This window comes from Ruegeria sp. L11 (genome assembly GCF_056531755.1).
In genome coordinates, this window is sequence record NZ_JBQFMI010000024.1 from 18,791 (window position 1) to 34,151 (window position 15,361).

A 15,361-nucleotide genomic window follows, 5' to 3' on the forward strand; every position below is an offset into this window, starting at 1 on the left:
CAGGTCAAACAATCGCAAGTTCCACTTCTTGCACCGAGACAGCCGAGGCCTCGGCCGAGCCTTGCAGGGGCACCGGAACAAGTTGCACGGATATACTGTCACCGGACAATGCTCCTTCGGAGTCAAGTCGGCGTAATGCGCTGGTTAGGTCAACGGCAACCGATCTGTTCATGTCCATGCCATCATGGGTCTTGGTCGGCCCGAAGAACCCAACAGATGTCACGAAGTTGGGGTTGCCCACGGCCTGCGTGTCGGTTCCGGCCTCTGGCAGATTCACGAAGACCCGCAATTGTGTGCCATTGTTAGTAGGCTGGAGCCCGCGCAGGAACGCGTAGACCCGCTTTTCTTGGGCTCCTGCCGCAGTCAGAGCGTTGCTTGCATTCGGGTCGATCGCCGCGTTGAGCCGTTGCGCATTTGCACTAAGCTGAACGTTGGCAGACTGGCCGGGATCAATTTTGGTTTCAACCTCCTGCACTTCGCGCTGTACCAGTCCAGTCGCCGATCCTGGGGCCCCATAGAGGTTGGCAAGATAGAGGTATCGCCCCGGATCGATGGGTTCGACAACAGGTGGCGGCTCCAATCCGTAGGTATAGCCGAGTGGGACCACCTCAAGCAGTTCATTGACCGTATCGGTATAGCTGTTGCCTTCGGGATCAAAGAAATTGTTCGTAAACGGCATGTCTAGCCATAGCTGATCGCCGCTGTTGGAATTGCCGTTTGCGTTCCATTGATCCCAGATTCGGTCAATGTTGCAGTGATGCATTTGAAAGACCGGGTCCTGGGGCGAAGCGCCCGAACACATGAACGGCCCCAACACGATGCAATGCACGTTGTTGTGCGGGTTACTTTCCAACTCACCCTGTGTTCCGTTCATCATGATCCACATTGGCGAGGTATCGACCTGACCGGAAGGACGGGATGATCCGAATTCCTCATAAGTCTGACTTCCATAGATCGTGTCCATTACGTCCTGCCCGGTAATGTCCTCGCCAAGTTCATCTCCGGTGCCCAGGTTCCGTCCTTCAACGAACAGTGGGTTAGGTTGTCCGTCGAATTCAGCATCACCAAAGGCTGCCGGGAACCCCGGATTTGCAGTCCAGTCCCAATAGGGCATTGCGAAATCGGCATTTCCGGTCAATGTCCGGGCGGCCTGTTCGTACATGCGGATGTAGCTCCGATGCCATGGTAGGAAATACCAGTTCCCGTGCGGACACAGGTTGAACCCCACGGCGAAACTTCCATGGATATTGGCAAAACCTTCCCAACTTACATTTTGGCCATCTCGCGCCGGGTCCTTCATCATGGTGACGAAACTGCGCAGGGTAACTAGGTCGGGATCATCAAGATCCATATCGGCAAGGCTGCGCCGTAACGGTGTTCCGGTCTGCGCCGCTGCCCGCAGGCCAGGCAAAGTGCCCGAGAAAACTACCGCGCCAAAGGTGGCAGTCCGTGCTAGAAATATTCTGCGCTTCATTGTCAATCTCCTCGTTGAATATTCTCTATTTTTCACTCGGGTTTTATTTGGCCGCATGGACTCTGAAATTTCATTTGGCCGATCACCGACTGAGGCGGTGCCTGATGAAAGGATTTGAACAATTCAACTGTCCTGACGGAACGGGTCAGTCCCGATCACACTTGTGAAAGTCGTGTAAACTACGCGGGCACTAGTTTTTTGCCGCCGACGAATTCAAGGGTTTTTTTCAATCTCAATCGTCTGCAACCGGCAGTTACTCATCAGTATGATACCACACGCACCGGTTACCTGGCTAAGGTTTTTCTCGCACCAAGTTTTGCCCGGTTGTACGGATAGCGGCCCATGCCAGCTTACACTATTGTGTTAAATTGAAGGCCGACAGTTTCGAAAGGCCAGTGATGTGGTATGTTTCGGCATATTGCAAACTAGGTTTTCTGAATTCGAACATGGCTTGGGGAGAGATTTATGTCCGTACGTAAATTTTTGACCGTTTTTACTATAAGCTGCTTCGTTCTTGGCCCTCTCACCCATGCGCAGCAGGCCCCTTTGAACTTTGAGAGCAAGGACTATGCATCGATCGCCGATACGCAGTTATTCGTTGAGTGGGACGGCGACTTTGCGAGCGCGCTGCCGAGGATACGCGCTCAAGCCCAGACAGGCGAGTTTTTAACCGAAGGCGAGGCACGCGAGAAAGGTGCCTTTGTGCAATACGAGGTTGTTGGCGACGACACAGCCCTTTCGATTGCGATAAATTTCGCTGAATTCGATCTAGGGTCCAACAGCTACATCCAGATACGCGGGACCGAAAATGACGCATCGCAAGTCCAATGGTTCGATCAGAAGACACTGGAGGCTTGGGAGGGGACAACGGCCTTGTTTAATGGATCGTATGTCGATGTGTTTTTGTACGTCTCATCCGACGATCCCGGTGCTTTTTATACGATTTCGTCGATTGATATCGGACGCCCGCCGCAGGAACAGACATCCGACGAGGGGTCAATGCAGCAAAGAACTACCCCCGGCGAACAGGCGATTTGTTCTGACGATCACAGACAAAGATCGAATGACAATCGGCTGGGCCGGATTATTTCGGCCGGCTGTACGGGGTGGATGGAATCCGGAGGTAAATTTCTGACGGCCGGTCACTGCGTAGATGATAGTAAACTGGCAGTACTGCAATTCGAGGTCCCCAGTTCCCTGCCGGACGGAACACCAGAACATCCGGAAATCGAAAACCAGTATAAGATCGTAACAGATAGCATCATCTTTGCGGATGACGGGATCGGAAATGACTGGGCGATCTTCGATGTGGTCCCGGCACTCGGACAGGATATGCCACATAGAAGATTTGGCAGTTTCACGCTTTTGCGCGACAACAGCCCCGCCGAAGTCTGGGTGCGAGGTTATGGTCTCGATGACGACCCGGTCGGCAATCCGCCAACCCTGCGTAACAGCGACAGTCAGACCCAACAGCAAGAGTCTGGCCCCTTTGTCGGGGTCAATGTCATATCATCCTCGAGTGCTGCCATCACGCACGGGGTCGATACACGGAAGGGCAATTCCGGCTCACCCATATTCCTTGTAGAAGACCCTGATGTTGCAATCGGCATACACAGCCACGGCGATTGCAACGGGAAATCAGGAAACACCAATCATGGCACAAGCTTTCTGAACGATGCACTTTGGGACGCTATCCATGGCCCCTGAATTCCGTAGCGTGTCACTCAGAGGGCCGTTGCGTCTATTGGCATGTTCCGATTGACACGTTTATTCATAGTCGCCTTGGCCGTTACCGTTCTAAATACGATGCCAATTTGGCTGGCCGAACTGGCCGAAAAAAGCGGGATTTCCGACGTGGCGGTTGGCCTGTTGGCAAGCGTCGTTCTGCTGTTCTCCGCAGTCGGATGTGCGATTGGGGCCGACACGCGACATAAATGGTTGCTGCGTGGGGCCGGGATCGTTGCGTGTAGCGGCATTGCCTGCGCTGCGATGGTTCAGGCTTTTTCAACTGCAGTTTTGTTTGCCGGGGCAGGCGGCGTCGGGTTGGCGTTGGGCATTGTTTTGGCACTGCCCTTGTCGCGCAGCTTTACCGAGGCAAGGGTTCTGCAAATGATTGGCAACGGAATGGCGATCGGGTGTGCCGCTTCGTTCATTTTGTTGGTTGTAATTCACGTGGCTGAGTGGTCACTACTGCGGCTTTTGGCCCTTCTGTCGGCGATACAAGTAATCCTGTTGTTTCGGAAAATACCTGCGCAAAACTATCGCAATAAAGGGCATTTCAACTGGCAGTGGGACGCAAGCTTGCTGCCCTTTTTCATCTGTATGGGCGCCTATTGGGCCTTTCTCGAAGTGTTTTCGCTGGAGCAAGACCTTGGCAGTCTTAGCGCTTGGCTGGCCGGTAGCCTGTTGCTGTCCGGCTTGGGGTCCTACCTTGCTGGTGTCGTGCCCAAGCGATTGGGCCTGCGCGCCAAGCTAGTAGGTTTGCTGTTGGCGGCATTTGCGGGTGGGCTTACCTATTTATCTAAAACCGAGTTTTTGGTTGGTGTGACTATCCTGCTAAATGCATTCGGGCTTTTTCTGTTCTTCCCGCTCTACTTGGTTCGGACGGATACGCCAGCGGCAGGTATGGCGCGCTACCTTCTGTGTTTTGCGTTGGGTGGCGTGATCGGGAGCCTTGCGATTGCCTTGGGAGGTTACACGACATTGGCCGCCGCTATCGTCCTCTCCGGCTTAATTGCTGTACCTGCTGCGACGCGTCAGCGACCTAAGACGGACGTCCCGGAATACTGAGTCCCGCCTTGCGCCATCCTTGGATAGCCATTTCACCGCGTTCCGGAGTGATACCGGTCATCGCGAGTTCTTCATAGACGACGTTCTCGAAGATCGGAAACATCTCGCGCATGACCGCAGCCGCCGCGCGGGCTTTTTCGGTATTGCCCAATTCGCCGTGGAGCCAGGCAAGATGTGCCTGGTACCAGAAGAACTCAGGCATAGGAAACTTCTCAATCTCTACCAGAGCGGCCTCTGTGAAACCCTGTGATGCGTATAGCCAGCATCGCGCATAGTGATACCATCCTGGGTGGACTGGGCTCAGGTCAATCGCCCGATCCAACAATTCGACCGCGCGATCATATTCGCCCAGGAAAAGATGGCAGGACCCAATCTCGGCCAGAACATCGCAATGGCCGGAGTTTAACTCAAGTGCACGTTCGGCGGCGACCCGAAACCCCGCAATATCCATCTGATAGAAGATGGTCAGTGCCAGTGTCATCTGCGCGAAGGCATTAAGGCCGTCGCATTTCACGGCCTTACGCGCAGCTTCTGCCGAGAGCGCTAAGGTGTCGATATCGGGGCGCTGGTTGACGTGATAGCGGTACTCTTCCAGCAGCAACATGGCATAGGCCGCCCACCCATCCGAAGATTGAGGATCCGTTTCGAGCGCGTCCTTTAACCTGTCCCGAATATCTGCATGTATGGAATGATCGTAGGACCGGTAATACTCATAAAACTGCGCAACCAGGAAATAAGTATCCCAGGACTGGGTGCGCCCGTCGGGCAGGGATCGAGCGATGTTGTTTGCCACAAGGCCGTGGCGACTAGCAAGGCGGCCGGCAATGAGGGCGGCAATGTCTTCCTGAATATCAAACAGTTCTTCTGGTCCGCTGCCACGGTCGAATTGCTCGGTCGCGACTAGGGTGCCTTTGCTGGCCTCAGTCACTTGCACGGTCACCCGCAATTGGTTTTTGGATCTTCGAACGCTGCCCTCGACAACATGTGTGACCGCATGTCGGTCTGACATGTCCGAGTTCGAAGCCTTGTCAGCTGCCAACTGGGCGGTTGTGCGATGTGAGAGCAGGGTAAGATCGCGAAACCGGGACAGATTGGTAATCGTGTCTTCGGTCAAACCTTCGGCCAGAAATCCATCGTCGGAGTTTGAACCGAGACTTTTGAACGGAAGTACCGCAAGCACAATACCGCCGGGTGTCGGTGAGTTTTGAGTTTTGGCGACGGGCTTGTCGATTTTGGCGACAAAGCGAAACCCGGTGCCATGTATGGTCTTGATTGTGTGTTGGTCCCGGCCTGTGTCGCCAACCGCTTGGCGCGCCTCTTTCATCGCAGTCGACAAAGTGGCGTCAGTGATGAACCGGCCTTGCCAGACCTGCTCGACCAGCTCGTCCTTCAGAACCACCCGGTCCCGGTTGGCAATGAGGTATTCCAGAATTTGCAAGGTCTGCGGGGTCAGACTGTTACAGGCCTCGCCCCGCGATATCTGAAAGAGATCGGTATCAATCGTACATTCATTGAACGTGTATTTCATGGCCCGGAACCGATCATGTTTGAAACAATTCTCGTTTGAAACAAGCCTAGCCCTCATACTTTCTCAGGAAAAGCTCAGATACGGCTCGAGGTTCGAATCCGAGCCGCCGCTATTCCCATTTCATCCTTAACGGTCCGCTTCGGGGCCTGGGAACAGGAGTATAGCAATGAAATATCGAAATGCGTTACCGCAATTGAACGGCACCCAGATGGTGGGGGATGGCGGCCTTGAAACTACCCTGGTCTTTCACGACGGGATCGACCTGCCTCTGTTTGCAGCATTTAAAGCGTTGGAAAGCCAGGAGGGTATCGACGCCATAGACAGATACATGCGCGGGTTCGCCCGGCTGGCCGTAAACCATCGCCGTGGGTTTATAATGGACACTCCGACCTGGCGTGCAAGCCCCCGTTGGGCGGCTGAACTCGGGGTGGACTGTGATGAACTTAAAGGGGTCCATCGCGAGGTTATCGCAACGCTAATCAAGATGCGGGACGAGCACGAAAGTCCAGTGTCACCCTTTGTGATCAACGGAGTAATCGGGCCGCACAGCGACGGATACGCCCCGACAGAAATAATGAGCGTGACAGAAGCCGAAGCCTATCACCAGAAACAGGTGGACTGGTTCGCCGAGATGGGCGCAGACATGGTTTCAGCCATCACCATGACCTATGTAGCAGAAGCGATCGGTATCGTGCGGGCCGCACAGGCTGCTGGTATTCCCGTGGTGATTTCGTTCACCGTCGAGACCGACGGCCGGCTGCCTTCGGGTCAGGATTTGCGCTCTGCCATAGAGCAGGTCGACGCCATCACTAAAGGTGCAGCGGCGTACTTCATGATCAACTGCGCGCATCCCGATCACTTCCGTTCTGTCCTTGAGCAGGGCGGCGATTGGACGAAGCGGATCATGGGATTGCGGGCCAACGCGTCGCGCCTGTCCCATGCCGAGTTGGACGAAGCTTCGGAGTTGGATGACGGGAACCCGCAGGAATTCGGTGAGCTTCATCTGGAGCTTGCAAATATTCTGCCCAATCTGACCGTCATCGGCGGGTGCTGCGGCACCGATCATCGTCATGTCGAGCATGTTTGCAAGGCAACCCAGAAACCGACCACCTTAACCGTCTGACCGACGAACTAAATCACGTAACCCCGGACCGTGAATAGCAGACTGTCATCGCAATAAGCTCAAGTAGCCGCAAAGCAGCGCGGCTCAGCGGTTCGGGAAACTTCGGGGCGATCACGCCGAACATAGGAGATAATAATGACAACCGAACGTAGTTCTTTTTCTGTCCCGCCCAGCGTGGCGTTTCAACCGATTGGCGCCAAGGCGCCAAATAAAAGGGGAAAGAGTGGCGTCTCATTTGCTGAGGTTATCGCCAAGCTGGTTTCACGTTTGCAAGGCGTGGTAATTCGTGAATATCGCTTTAGGCGGGATCTCCGGCATGTGTCTCAGTTTGACAAACGAATGCTGAAAGACATTGGCCTGAACCCGGAACTCTACCACAAGGATTTGCGTTATGGACGTGATGCAAATTGGAGGTTTTGACATTTAAGGCTTTGATCGCATCTTAAAGGGATCGCTTGCCCCATAGTGTCAAGGTGTGCTCCAAAAATTCTGAGCACACCAACATTCAAGTACCATGGCTAGAGAACTCCGATGATCACACGTAATACTTACTTTGGTCCAATTGTTGGCATTACTGTAATACCCTATCGACAGCTTAGTCCGCTGCCTGAACGCCCACCTGTACCGTAATCAAGTAGGTGTCGCGAATGTCAGCAATGCGGATGCGGCCGCAGCATCCCGATCTGGTTGCCAAGGTCGGCTTTGGGCCGCAGAAAACATCTGACCCTTTTGGTACAACCTACCGGCTCCTTAAAACCTCCCTCGGACTAACGCCTAGAGTTTGTCGGAACATATAGCTGAAAGCGCTCATAGATTCGTATCCCATATCGAAGGCAACCGAGGTTACGCTCTTACCCGCCGCGAGCAGTGATACGGCATGCAAGACCCGTGCATGGCGCAACCATTTCGACGGTGGCATGCCTGTTTCTGCGATGAACAGTCGTTCGACGGTCTTTCTGCTCGCGGAGACGCCTGACAACCAAGCTTCGACTGAGCGAATGCTGCCTGGGTCGTTGAGGGCATCACGCGCGACGCCGAGTAGCCGCGCATCTTTCGGCAAAACAAGTGAGAGCGACACGTCCTTCGCTGCGAGTAGCTCGTGTCGAAGCAAGGTCTGCAGCGCTGTGTTGTGCTTAACTGTTCGTGTACTTGTCGCTTCTGGCATCGCCGCAACAAACAATGCATCCAGAAGTGGTGTCATGGCCACGACCCGGCAATCTGGCCCAAGCCACTCTGCCTCTTCGCGATTGACATCGACATAGTGCATGACGTTGTTCGCCCCATAGCGCATCCAATGTTCTTTGTCCGGGGGAATCCAGATCGCCATAGCCGGACTGAGCAGCAGGACCCGGTCCGGGGTTCCGACATACATCGACCCTGAGGCCGCGGAGATGAGTTGACCAAAATCGTGGGAATGCCAGTCGTAGCATTCGCCTGACGCTGGCTCAATCGTTTCCCCGAGATAGCGGGGTCGATCAGATGTTGTCAGCTTGCTGTCCTTCATTGACGAATCCTCGATAACAATCGTCTCCCTGTCGACAGACAGACATATCACCCTTCGCTAACAATCGCCAATCAGTCGGGCACCGTGCCTGAAGTTTCGCACTCAATGGGTTAGGCACTATGACAGAACGATCTCTGATGGCCTGGTTTGCCGCAGGACACTTCGCCATCGACTGGCCAATCGCAGCGCTATGGTTGATCGTGCCGGCCGCTGGCCTCCACATGGACCTTTCCCCCGCTGAGGTCGGTCTACTGTTCACGCTGCTCAGCGTTGGTGGTGCTTTGGCCTATCTGCCTGCGGGCCTCATCGCAGATCGGGTGTCGAGCCGGGGTCGTCTTCTTGTCGGTACCTTTTTCTGGGTCGTCGTGGGATATGCGCTCGCAGCAAAGGCGCTAGGATTTTGGAGCCTTGCGATCCTTTTGGCACTCGCTGGGATGGGCAACGCGGCCTGGCATCCGATTGCAACCGGAGTACTGACCGACGACAACAAGACAACGCGCGCCCGCGCTTTGGGAATACATGCGGTTGGAGGGTCTTTTGCGGAGGTGTTCGCGCCACTGTTGATCGGGTTGCTGTTATCGGTTGTGGATTGGCGCGTTGCTCTGGCGCTTTCGGTACTTCCAACCGCCTGTGTTGGCGTTTGTTTTTTGTGGATCGCGCGGGCGGTTCCCTTATCCGAAGCTTCGCGTATCAGTAGAAAGGAGCTATTGCTGCTTCTGAATACATGGCGCAGTCAAAGAGGGGTTCGCCTCGTTGCCATGGTCTCATTCAATAACATGGCACTGATTGGTCTGATGAGCATGATCCCGCTCTACTTGGCGACGGTTCACGCACTTACACCCGAAAAGATTGGGGTTATCTTTGCAGCTATGCTTGTGGCCGGGGCGCTCGCCCAGCCGTTGGTTGGATCAATTTCCGACAAGCTCGGCCGCTTTCCGGTACTCGCAACTGGAAACGGGTTTGCTGCCCTGGCTGTCGGTTTACTGGTGTTCGAGCCCCCGTTCTTGGTCATGATTGCAATCATGGCCTTTGGGGTTGCCTCGCTGGACGCAGTTCGAGCGACAATGCTGGCAGCCGCAGTTGATCACTCGGATCGCAACGAAAGTACGACGCTGGGTTTCGCGTTCACTTTGCTGGACGGGGTAGGCGCGTTTGGAGCGGTTTTGGCCGGGATCGTCGCTGGCATATCCTGGGGTGCCATGTTTGGCCTTTCTGCAGCGTTTGCCGGCGGTGCGGCCGTTCTTGCCATCGGCACTCTGCCCGCTTCAGCACGACCCAATGATTTTCCATCAATTGATCCGCTTGGTAGAAATCGCATGACTATCGAAGAGGCTAAGGCCGAACATGCGCGGCGATACTGGTTTATATGATCAAATGCGCGAACCGCCGCGACTAAACGCGTCAAGCGACGAATGGGAACAAATCACAAGGATGCTTAACTATGATTGCCTACATCACAATAGGTGCCGATGACATGAAGAGCGCTGAACGCTTCTACTCCGCGTTTCTGCCAGATCTCGGATATCAGCTGGAACACTATCACGGTGACCTGAGCTATGCGCTTCCTACAAAGCCGGGGCAGGCGCCAAACCTCCCTGAGTTCTATGTCAAATCTCCTTTTGACGGGAAGCCCGCATCAACAGGAAATGGCACGATGGTCGCGTTCGAGGCGCGCAGCCAACAACAGGTTCGTGATCTTCATGCCGCTGCACTTGAGGCGGGTGGAAGAGACGATGGAGCGCCGGGCTTCAGAGAGGCCTACGGACCGAACTTTTTTGTCGGCTACCTGCGCGATCCTCAAGGCAACAAGATCGCGTTATTCTCCAGCGATCAGAGCGAACCAGGAAGAGACGGATGAAGGAAACTGTCTGGTTGGGCGGGCAATACAACGATGGCCTTGGCCTCGGTCGCATCATTTGCTATCTACTTTGCACGGTCGGCAGACACCGAGGCGTCGCTGCTCCTCTGGGAGAGCTAAACCTGCCAAACAGATCGAACGGCAAAGCAATCACTAACACAGTTGAGAGCGCCGCTTCGTTAAGCCAGCGACCGACGATCCAGCATTGGCGCTTGATGTGGAAGCCCCATGCCTAAAATCTCTCTGCCGTTACACGCGGACGACTTGACCGTGTTTGCGCGATCCCTCGCCAAGCAACTCGGTGACGTAAGCCCGCCGCACCTCGTGCTTATGAATATGGCTGCGCGTGCCGCAAATTTTCAAAATGTCCAACACATGCGTTCGGTCCACTCTGCTGGCCAAAGGCTTGCGCGCGCAACCAACGGGCAAACTGTTGATGCGAGAGCCGTAGAGCGCGCCTTGCATCAATTCGATTCCAATGGCTGTCTCGTTCGTTGGCCGTCCAAACGCAGTGTGCAAACGCTTGCTCTTTGGGCGCTCTGGGCAAGACTTCCGCCGGCACAGTCGATGATGGAGCAGGAAGTCAACGAGCGTCTGAATCTCGAACACGTGTTCAAAGATCCAGCAACCCTGCGGCGAACAATGATTTCTGCCGGGCTTCTGACGCGCCGAAACGATGGCACCAACTACCGACGCGTCGAACAGGAGCCGCCAGCCGAAGCGAAAGCTCTCATTCAAGCACTGAATGTGCGGCGCCGGAACCGTGCGCCAAAAACAGAGGAGGTGGGCCATGCATAAAGGATCTTGTCTTTGTGGCGCCGTTAAGATCGTCGTCGAAGGTGACCTGCCTCGCCCCACGGCATGCCACTGCCAGCAATGTCGCAAGCATTCCGGTCATTTTGAGGCCTCCATCGACATTCCCCGGACGTCACTTCGGGTTGAAGGCGAGGATGCAGTGCGCTGGTACCAGTCTTCCAAAAAGGTGCGACGGGGCTTCTGCGGCACCTGTGGATCAACCCTGTTCTGGGATCCGATCCACCATGACTGGACGGCGGTGGCCATGGGCGTGTTCGATGGTCCAACGAATACGTCTCTGGCGATGCATATCTTTATGTCTGAGAAAGGGGACTACTACGAGATCGCAGACGGCCTTCCTCAGAACGAGCGGTAGCGCGACGCAGAATTGGTCTTGGGACAAAGTGATGGGACAAAAGCTGATTTTGCTGACAGGCTGTTCTGGTGGGGGAAAGTCAACTTTGCTTCAGGCCCTCGGCAAATGTGGGCACACTACGGTGCCAGAGCCTGGTCGACGGATCGTTGCAGATGAACTGGCCCGGGCGAGTCACGCTTTGCCGTGGGTGAACATGCACGCATTCGCCTTGCGAGCCGTTGAGGTTGCAAGGACAGACTTGCACGCAGCGTGTGAGTCAGAAGGTTGGGTCTTTTTTGATCGCGGCTTAGTTGATGCTGCGGTTGCCTTAGCGAGTTCTGGTGGACCGGACCTATCAGAAACACTCGGAACATCGCGGCAATACGCAAAGCATGTTTTCGTAGCCCCTCCATGGAAAGATCTTTTCACGCAGGACGCTGAACGCAGGCACGACTTCAGTGAAGCACTTCAGGAGCATCGCCGTATTGTGCGCGCATTAGATACCCTTGGCTACTTGAGAACGGAGCTGCCAAGAGTATCAGTGCAACAGCGCGTTGAATTCGTTCTGAGCATGTGTGCTGCAGCTTAAGCCAGTGGCCCGCTTCTAAGTCGTCATGCTCTCGACTTTGCACCCGCAGCGAACGGCGGCAGTACGGGCTGCGACCGCAGCATCGGAGCTGGGTGGTGAATGTCTCTTAAGGGCCGTGAGACACAGTGGGGCAGGCAGCAGCACTGCCTGCCTGAGAAGCATATTTGTTCTGTCATGCCGACGCCGTCTTGGGCCATTCTGCCTTCAACAGCCGTGCAAAGATCATCACATGCGTGACCAAAAGTACCGGGACAAAGAATGTTGGAATGAACCAAGTGGGGCCAAAGTAGTTAATTGCCTCGGCTTGGCGCAAGGCGTTCACCAGATCTACAGTACCAAGGATGTTGAAACCCCAAACCAACGGAAGGGCTGCCACTGATCCCCATCGCAAAGCGATAAGCGCGGCGATTGCCAGAAACGCCGAGAGTAAATCGCCATAGCTGGCGCTGGTTGCGAACGCCTCGGGTAACCCTCCGTTGTTGAGATTTGGTACCAAGAAGCTCATTCCGATGTGTCGGAAAGCATGCGGCAACAGCAGGATTGAGAGCGCTGCCGCCGCCGACAGCCGTGCAAGCCAGGGTGCAACGTACCACGCCGCGATCAGAGCAAAGACAAAGAGACTCATCGCGAACTGAAGAAGGAATATCACTGTGGGCGTCATCTGATCGGTCCTTTCGATATGCGTTTGTTTACGTGAATTGGAGGTAGGCAGACCTTCACCCTCGAACCGCAGTTTGCAATACGCTCACCTCGGCCCGGATCGCCCCCAATGATGCGGCCGGAGCAATCTCGTGGGCTGTTCCAGTGGCGACATCATAAAGCAAGGCTGAGACGGTGATCGCGTCCGGTACCTCCGGTGCTACCGCTAGGCGCTTGATGTCTGCGAAAAGGTCGCTTTCCTGATCCGTGATCGCGTACTCGGACACATCTAGCCCAAGCTTTTTCAGCAGCGCGTCCTGAAGGTCTGGATTGGACAGCCGCTGGGCTCCACATTGTGTGTGCTGCATCAGGATTACGTTGAACGCCTGTTCGCGGCCCTCCGTCATGACGCTCACCAGAAAGGCGAGGGTGGCGATTTCTTCGATTGCGGCGCGTGTAACCCGTCCGCCATTGTTTCGGATTACAACCGCATCACCAAGCTCCAGTCCGAGGATGTGCGCGGGATCGACCCGGGCATCGCCGCAGGTCAGAACAACCGTTCGCAACTTTGGCAGGATCGGCAGGTTAGCACTGTCAAAGCCCGCCGCGAATTCTTGGTTTCGAGTGATAAGTTCGTCCTGAATGTTCATTCAGAGGTCCTTTCGTCTTGGGGGACAATCCTTCGTCTTGCGTAGTGTCAGGCGACACGCATCGGTGCGGTCTTTCTGGCGGTGGGCTGATGACTTTCCGCCCACGCGGCGTCGTCTTGGCAATACGACGGGGAAGAAAGCTGTACATAGTCTCGCTGCATCTGGGCGCGATCAAGATCGAAGGGGCGCGTCGTGAGGATCTTTAGAAAGCTGCCGATCGCGCCAATGCTGCCTGGTAGGCTGCGCGCCAGGCCTGGTTGATCAGCGACCTTGCGCCGTACAATGCTTTCGAAGGCTTCAGGTTCGTGCCCGCTGACTTGGAACACGTCTTCGGTTGGGGCGTTCACCGCGAAGGCGCCTCGCCTGTACTCTTCTGAATAGATTGCAAGCTGGGTGACTGCCGCTTCCGAATAGTTTGCTGGGCGCAGGGCTTTCAGCGCCTTGACCATCATACGCTCGGAAATGTCGACATAACGTACCCGCCGCCCCAGCGCGCGGCCCATTGCTTCAGCGATCTCGTTGGGTGACAACAGCGTTGGGCCCGTGGGACGATATGTCTTGCCTGCATGGTGTGCGGGATCCGTCAAGGCACCGACAACTACGCGGGCAATGTCTTCGTTTGAGGGGGCGGCATTATTCTTCACGTCGCCGTCGCCGAGCGGCATCGTGAACTGCCCAAGATGGGCCGCCATGCCCAGTACCATCAGGTAGTTTTCGGCAAACCAGCCGACATTCACCTTGGTCACAGACATCTCGGGACGCATGCCGATCAGGATGTCGCCCAGATAGACTTCGCGTGTAAACAGGGATGGGTGATCCACGCTGGAAAGCCATTGGCTTAGCGTAACGACGTGTTCAATCTTTGCTTCGTAAGCCGCAGCGGTGAAGACTGCATTGAAGTGCAGCCCGTTGGGTGCCGTCGGGGCGCATTGATAAGCCCGCTGCACGCCATTCATGGCCTTGCACATGTCGCTCAGGGAATACTGGTCACCCACGAATAATTCAGCGCCCGCGCGATCTAGCATGTCAGAACGATGATCTCTCTGTCGTATGAACGCACGGACTGGGTAACCCTTGGCTCTGAGCTGATGTGCAACGTGCAGTCCGGTCTTACCGCTTGCACTTGTGACAAGGATCTTGGGTTTGGTAGGCACGGGCACGCTCCTTTAGATGATACTTGCAATCTATAATTTAGATGATACATGCAATCTTAAATGTCAACCCCGTCTGGGAGCGCGAAAATGCCGAGGATGTCGGAAGCCGAGAAACAGCGCAGTCACAACAGGATACTGGATGCTGCAGCGCAGTTGTTCCGCGAACGCGGGGTCGAAGCGACCAGCGTCGCTGACGTCATGAAGGCCGCCGGAATGACACATGGCGGTTTCTACCGGCACTTCGAGTCGAAAGAGGATTTGATCGCGACAGCCTTCTGGCACGCAGTCGACGATGTGGTTTCCGACATGGAGCGCGAAGAAACCAGCGAAGGGCGAAAGAAGGAGCGCCAAGGCTACATAGCTAAGTATCTTTCCCAAGCTCACGCTCAAGATAGTCGGAACGGATGCCCGTTGGCGGCGATGGGAACAGAGCTTGCCCGCACAACGGGCGCGCCCCATCAAGTGGGCGCACAGGCGTTAGATCGCATGGCGGCCCTTTTGCAGGACACGTCGGAAACCGGTTCGGGTCAGGGCTTAGCTGCGATGGCGCTCTTGATGGGCACGATTACCCTGGCTCGTCTGACGGAATCCGAAGAAGAGGCAGACCGAGCGCTGGAAGCAGGGCGCACAGCCATAGGTTTGCTTCAGGATTATTGGCCGAAAGAAAGATCCTAACTGTGGCAGAGTATCCCGAGAATTTGACGGCTATGTTGTGGTTTGCCGTCATCCGCTATTCGAAAATGCTGCAAGGTGCACGAACGGCAGCAATGCGCAGGCTGCGCTGCAGCGTCGAGTGGTGAGGCAAACGGCTTCTGTGGGTGGCTCCTGCATTGCAAGAACTTTTTGGTGATGTTTGCGGGTATTTTGTCAGTACCTTCGTCTGTCCGGCCTGTTTGCGTGGC

16 protein-coding genes are annotated in these 15,361 nt (G+C 55.3%); 10 read left to right on the top strand and 6 right to left on the bottom strand.

Going from position 1 to position 15,361, the window contains the following annotated elements; all coding sequences use genetic code 11:
- Positions 1–4 precede the first annotated feature (4 nt).
- Complete coding sequence (locus tag ACR0CE_RS19480; protein WP_480833506.1) at positions 5–1,474, bottom strand: tyrosinase family protein; 1,470 nt, start codon at positions 1,472–1,474, stop codon at positions 5–7.
- A gap of 465 nt (positions 1,475–1,939) precedes the next feature.
- Here ACR0CE_RS19480 and ACR0CE_RS19485 point away from each other — a divergent pair, with 465 nt between their 5' ends.
- Both ACR0CE_RS19485 and ACR0CE_RS19490 read left to right on the top strand, forming a co-directional pair.
- A complete protein-coding gene (locus tag ACR0CE_RS19485) occupies positions 1,940–3,181 on the top strand; it encodes a trypsin-like serine peptidase (protein ID WP_480833507.1) in 1,242 nt (413 codons plus the stop codon).
- A 99-nt stretch (positions 3,182–3,280) separates the two neighbouring features.
- Positions 3,281–4,264: a hypothetical protein gene (locus ACR0CE_RS19490; RefSeq protein ID WP_480833508.1), complete on the top strand. Its 984-nt coding sequence runs from the start codon at positions 3,281–3,283 to the stop codon at positions 4,262–4,264.
- Here ACR0CE_RS19490 and ACR0CE_RS19495 read toward each other — a convergent pair.
- Positions 4,239–5,792 (bottom strand): winged helix-turn-helix domain-containing tetratricopeptide repeat protein, encoded by a 1,554-nt coding sequence (locus ACR0CE_RS19495; protein WP_480833509.1) that lies wholly within the window; start codon positions 5,790–5,792, stop codon positions 4,239–4,241. The genes ACR0CE_RS19490 and ACR0CE_RS19495 overlap by 26 nt on opposite strands.
- 166 nt (positions 5,793–5,958) lie before the next feature.
- On the opposite strand from ACR0CE_RS19495, the gene ACR0CE_RS19500 reads away from it, so the two are divergent.
- Together ACR0CE_RS19500 and ACR0CE_RS19505 are read left to right on the top strand one after the other, a co-directional pair.
- Complete coding sequence (locus tag ACR0CE_RS19500) at positions 5,959–6,915, top strand: homocysteine S-methyltransferase family protein (protein WP_480833510.1); 957 nt, start codon at positions 5,959–5,961, stop codon at positions 6,913–6,915.
- Between the two features lie 135 nt (positions 6,916–7,050).
- Positions 7,051–7,335, top strand: coding sequence for a DUF1127 domain-containing protein (locus ACR0CE_RS19505; RefSeq protein ID WP_480833511.1), 285 nt, complete (start codon positions 7,051–7,053; stop codon positions 7,333–7,335).
- A 319-nt stretch (positions 7,336–7,654) separates the two neighbouring features.
- Here the strand turns inward: ACR0CE_RS19505 and ACR0CE_RS19510 are convergent, their stop codons facing one another.
- On the bottom strand, positions 7,655–8,419 hold the full coding sequence (locus tag ACR0CE_RS19510; RefSeq protein ID WP_480473210.1) for an AraC family transcriptional regulator: 765 nt from the start codon (positions 8,417–8,419) through the stop codon (positions 7,655–7,657).
- Between the two features lie 119 nt (positions 8,420–8,538).
- Here ACR0CE_RS19510 and ACR0CE_RS19515 point away from each other — a divergent pair, with 119 nt between their 5' ends.
- The 5 genes from ACR0CE_RS19515 to ACR0CE_RS19535 all read left to right on the top strand — a co-directional run bounded on the left by ACR0CE_RS19515 (position 8,539) and on the right by ACR0CE_RS19535 (position 12,016).
- Positions 8,539–9,789 (top strand): MFS transporter, encoded by a 1,251-nt coding sequence (locus ACR0CE_RS19515; RefSeq protein WP_480508613.1) that lies wholly within the window; start codon positions 8,539–8,541, stop codon positions 9,787–9,789.
- 71 nt (positions 9,790–9,860) lie between these two features.
- Entirely contained in the window at positions 9,861–10,277 is a 417-nt protein-coding gene (locus tag ACR0CE_RS19520; RefSeq protein WP_480508611.1) for a VOC family protein, read from the top strand.
- 228 nt (positions 10,278–10,505) lie between these two features.
- Positions 10,506–11,075 (top strand): DUF2087 domain-containing protein, encoded by a 570-nt coding sequence (locus ACR0CE_RS19525; protein WP_480508609.1) that lies wholly within the window; start codon positions 10,506–10,508, stop codon positions 11,073–11,075.
- Positions 11,068–11,448: a GFA family protein gene (locus tag ACR0CE_RS19530; protein ID WP_480508607.1), complete on the top strand. Its 381-nt coding sequence runs from the start codon at positions 11,068–11,070 to the stop codon at positions 11,446–11,448. The genes ACR0CE_RS19525 and ACR0CE_RS19530 overlap by 8 nt, the downstream gene beginning before the upstream one ends.
- A 31-nt stretch (positions 11,449–11,479) precedes the next feature.
- Positions 11,480–12,016, top strand: a complete 537-nt coding sequence (locus ACR0CE_RS19535; protein ID WP_480537495.1) for an AAA family ATPase — start codon at positions 11,480–11,482, stop codon at positions 12,014–12,016.
- 172 nt (positions 12,017–12,188) lie between these two features.
- On the opposite strand, the gene ACR0CE_RS19540 is transcribed toward ACR0CE_RS19535, so the two are convergent.
- The 3 genes from ACR0CE_RS19540 to ACR0CE_RS19550 form a co-directional block, all read right to left on the bottom strand.
- Positions 12,189–12,641 carry a hypothetical protein gene (locus ACR0CE_RS19540; RefSeq protein WP_480692862.1) on the bottom strand — a complete coding sequence of 151 codons (453 nt, stop codon included), beginning with the start codon at positions 12,639–12,641 and terminating at the stop codon, positions 12,189–12,191.
- Positions 12,642–12,732: 91 nt separating this feature from the next.
- Entirely contained in the window at positions 12,733–13,305 is a 573-nt protein-coding gene (locus ACR0CE_RS19545; RefSeq protein WP_480833512.1) for a carbonic anhydrase, read from the bottom strand.
- Positions 13,306–13,352: 47 nt separating this feature from the next.
- Entirely contained in the window at positions 13,353–14,459 is a 1,107-nt protein-coding gene (locus ACR0CE_RS19550) for an NmrA family NAD(P)-binding protein (protein WP_480661007.1), read from the bottom strand.
- Between the two features lie 87 nt (positions 14,460–14,546).
- Between ACR0CE_RS19550 and ACR0CE_RS19555 the strand changes: the two genes are divergently transcribed.
- On the top strand, positions 14,547–15,134 hold the full coding sequence (locus ACR0CE_RS19555; RefSeq protein WP_299948712.1) for a TetR/AcrR family transcriptional regulator: 588 nt from the start codon (positions 14,547–14,549) through the stop codon (positions 15,132–15,134).
- The last annotated feature ends 227 nt before the right edge of the window (positions 15,135–15,361 follow it).

What these genes read in the sequence shown, in the direction of transcription:
- ACR0CE_RS19480 (WP_480833506.1), bottom strand. Translation starts at nt 1,474, where the DNA reads ATGAAGCGCAGAATATTTCTAGCACGGACTGCCACCTTTGGCGCGGTA.
- ACR0CE_RS19485 (WP_480833507.1), top strand. Translation starts at nt 1,940, where the DNA reads ATGTCCGTACGTAAATTTTTGACCGTTTTTACTATAAGCTGCTTCGTT.
- ACR0CE_RS19490 (WP_480833508.1), top strand. Translation starts at nt 3,281, where the DNA reads ATGCCAATTTGGCTGGCCGAACTGGCCGAAAAAAGCGGGATTTCCGAC.
- ACR0CE_RS19495 (WP_480833509.1), bottom strand. Translation starts at nt 5,792, where the DNA reads ATGAAATACACGTTCAATGAATGTACGATTGATACCGATCTCTTTCAG.
- ACR0CE_RS19500 (WP_480833510.1), top strand. Translation starts at nt 5,959, where the DNA reads ATGAAATATCGAAATGCGTTACCGCAATTGAACGGCACCCAGATGGTG.
- ACR0CE_RS19505 (WP_480833511.1), top strand. Translation starts at nt 7,051, where the DNA reads ATGACAACCGAACGTAGTTCTTTTTCTGTCCCGCCCAGCGTGGCGTTT.
- ACR0CE_RS19510 (WP_480473210.1), bottom strand. Translation starts at nt 8,419, where the DNA reads ATGAAGGACAGCAAGCTGACAACATCTGATCGACCCCGCTATCTCGGG.
- ACR0CE_RS19515 (WP_480508613.1), top strand. Translation starts at nt 8,539, where the DNA reads ATGACAGAACGATCTCTGATGGCCTGGTTTGCCGCAGGACACTTCGCC.
- ACR0CE_RS19520 (WP_480508611.1), top strand. Translation starts at nt 9,861, where the DNA reads ATGATTGCCTACATCACAATAGGTGCCGATGACATGAAGAGCGCTGAA.
- ACR0CE_RS19525 (WP_480508609.1), top strand. Translation starts at nt 10,506, where the DNA reads ATGCCTAAAATCTCTCTGCCGTTACACGCGGACGACTTGACCGTGTTT.
- ACR0CE_RS19530 (WP_480508607.1), top strand. Translation starts at nt 11,068, where the DNA reads ATGCATAAAGGATCTTGTCTTTGTGGCGCCGTTAAGATCGTCGTCGAA.
- ACR0CE_RS19535 (WP_480537495.1), top strand. Translation starts at nt 11,480, where the DNA reads ATGGGACAAAAGCTGATTTTGCTGACAGGCTGTTCTGGTGGGGGAAAG.
- ACR0CE_RS19540 (WP_480692862.1), bottom strand. Translation starts at nt 12,641, where the DNA reads ATGAGTCTCTTTGTCTTTGCTCTGATCGCGGCGTGGTACGTTGCACCC.
- ACR0CE_RS19545 (WP_480833512.1), bottom strand. Translation starts at nt 13,305, where the DNA reads ATGAACATTCAGGACGAACTTATCACTCGAAACCAAGAATTCGCGGCG.
- ACR0CE_RS19555 (WP_299948712.1), top strand. Translation starts at nt 14,547, where the DNA reads ATGCCGAGGATGTCGGAAGCCGAGAAACAGCGCAGTCACAACAGGATA.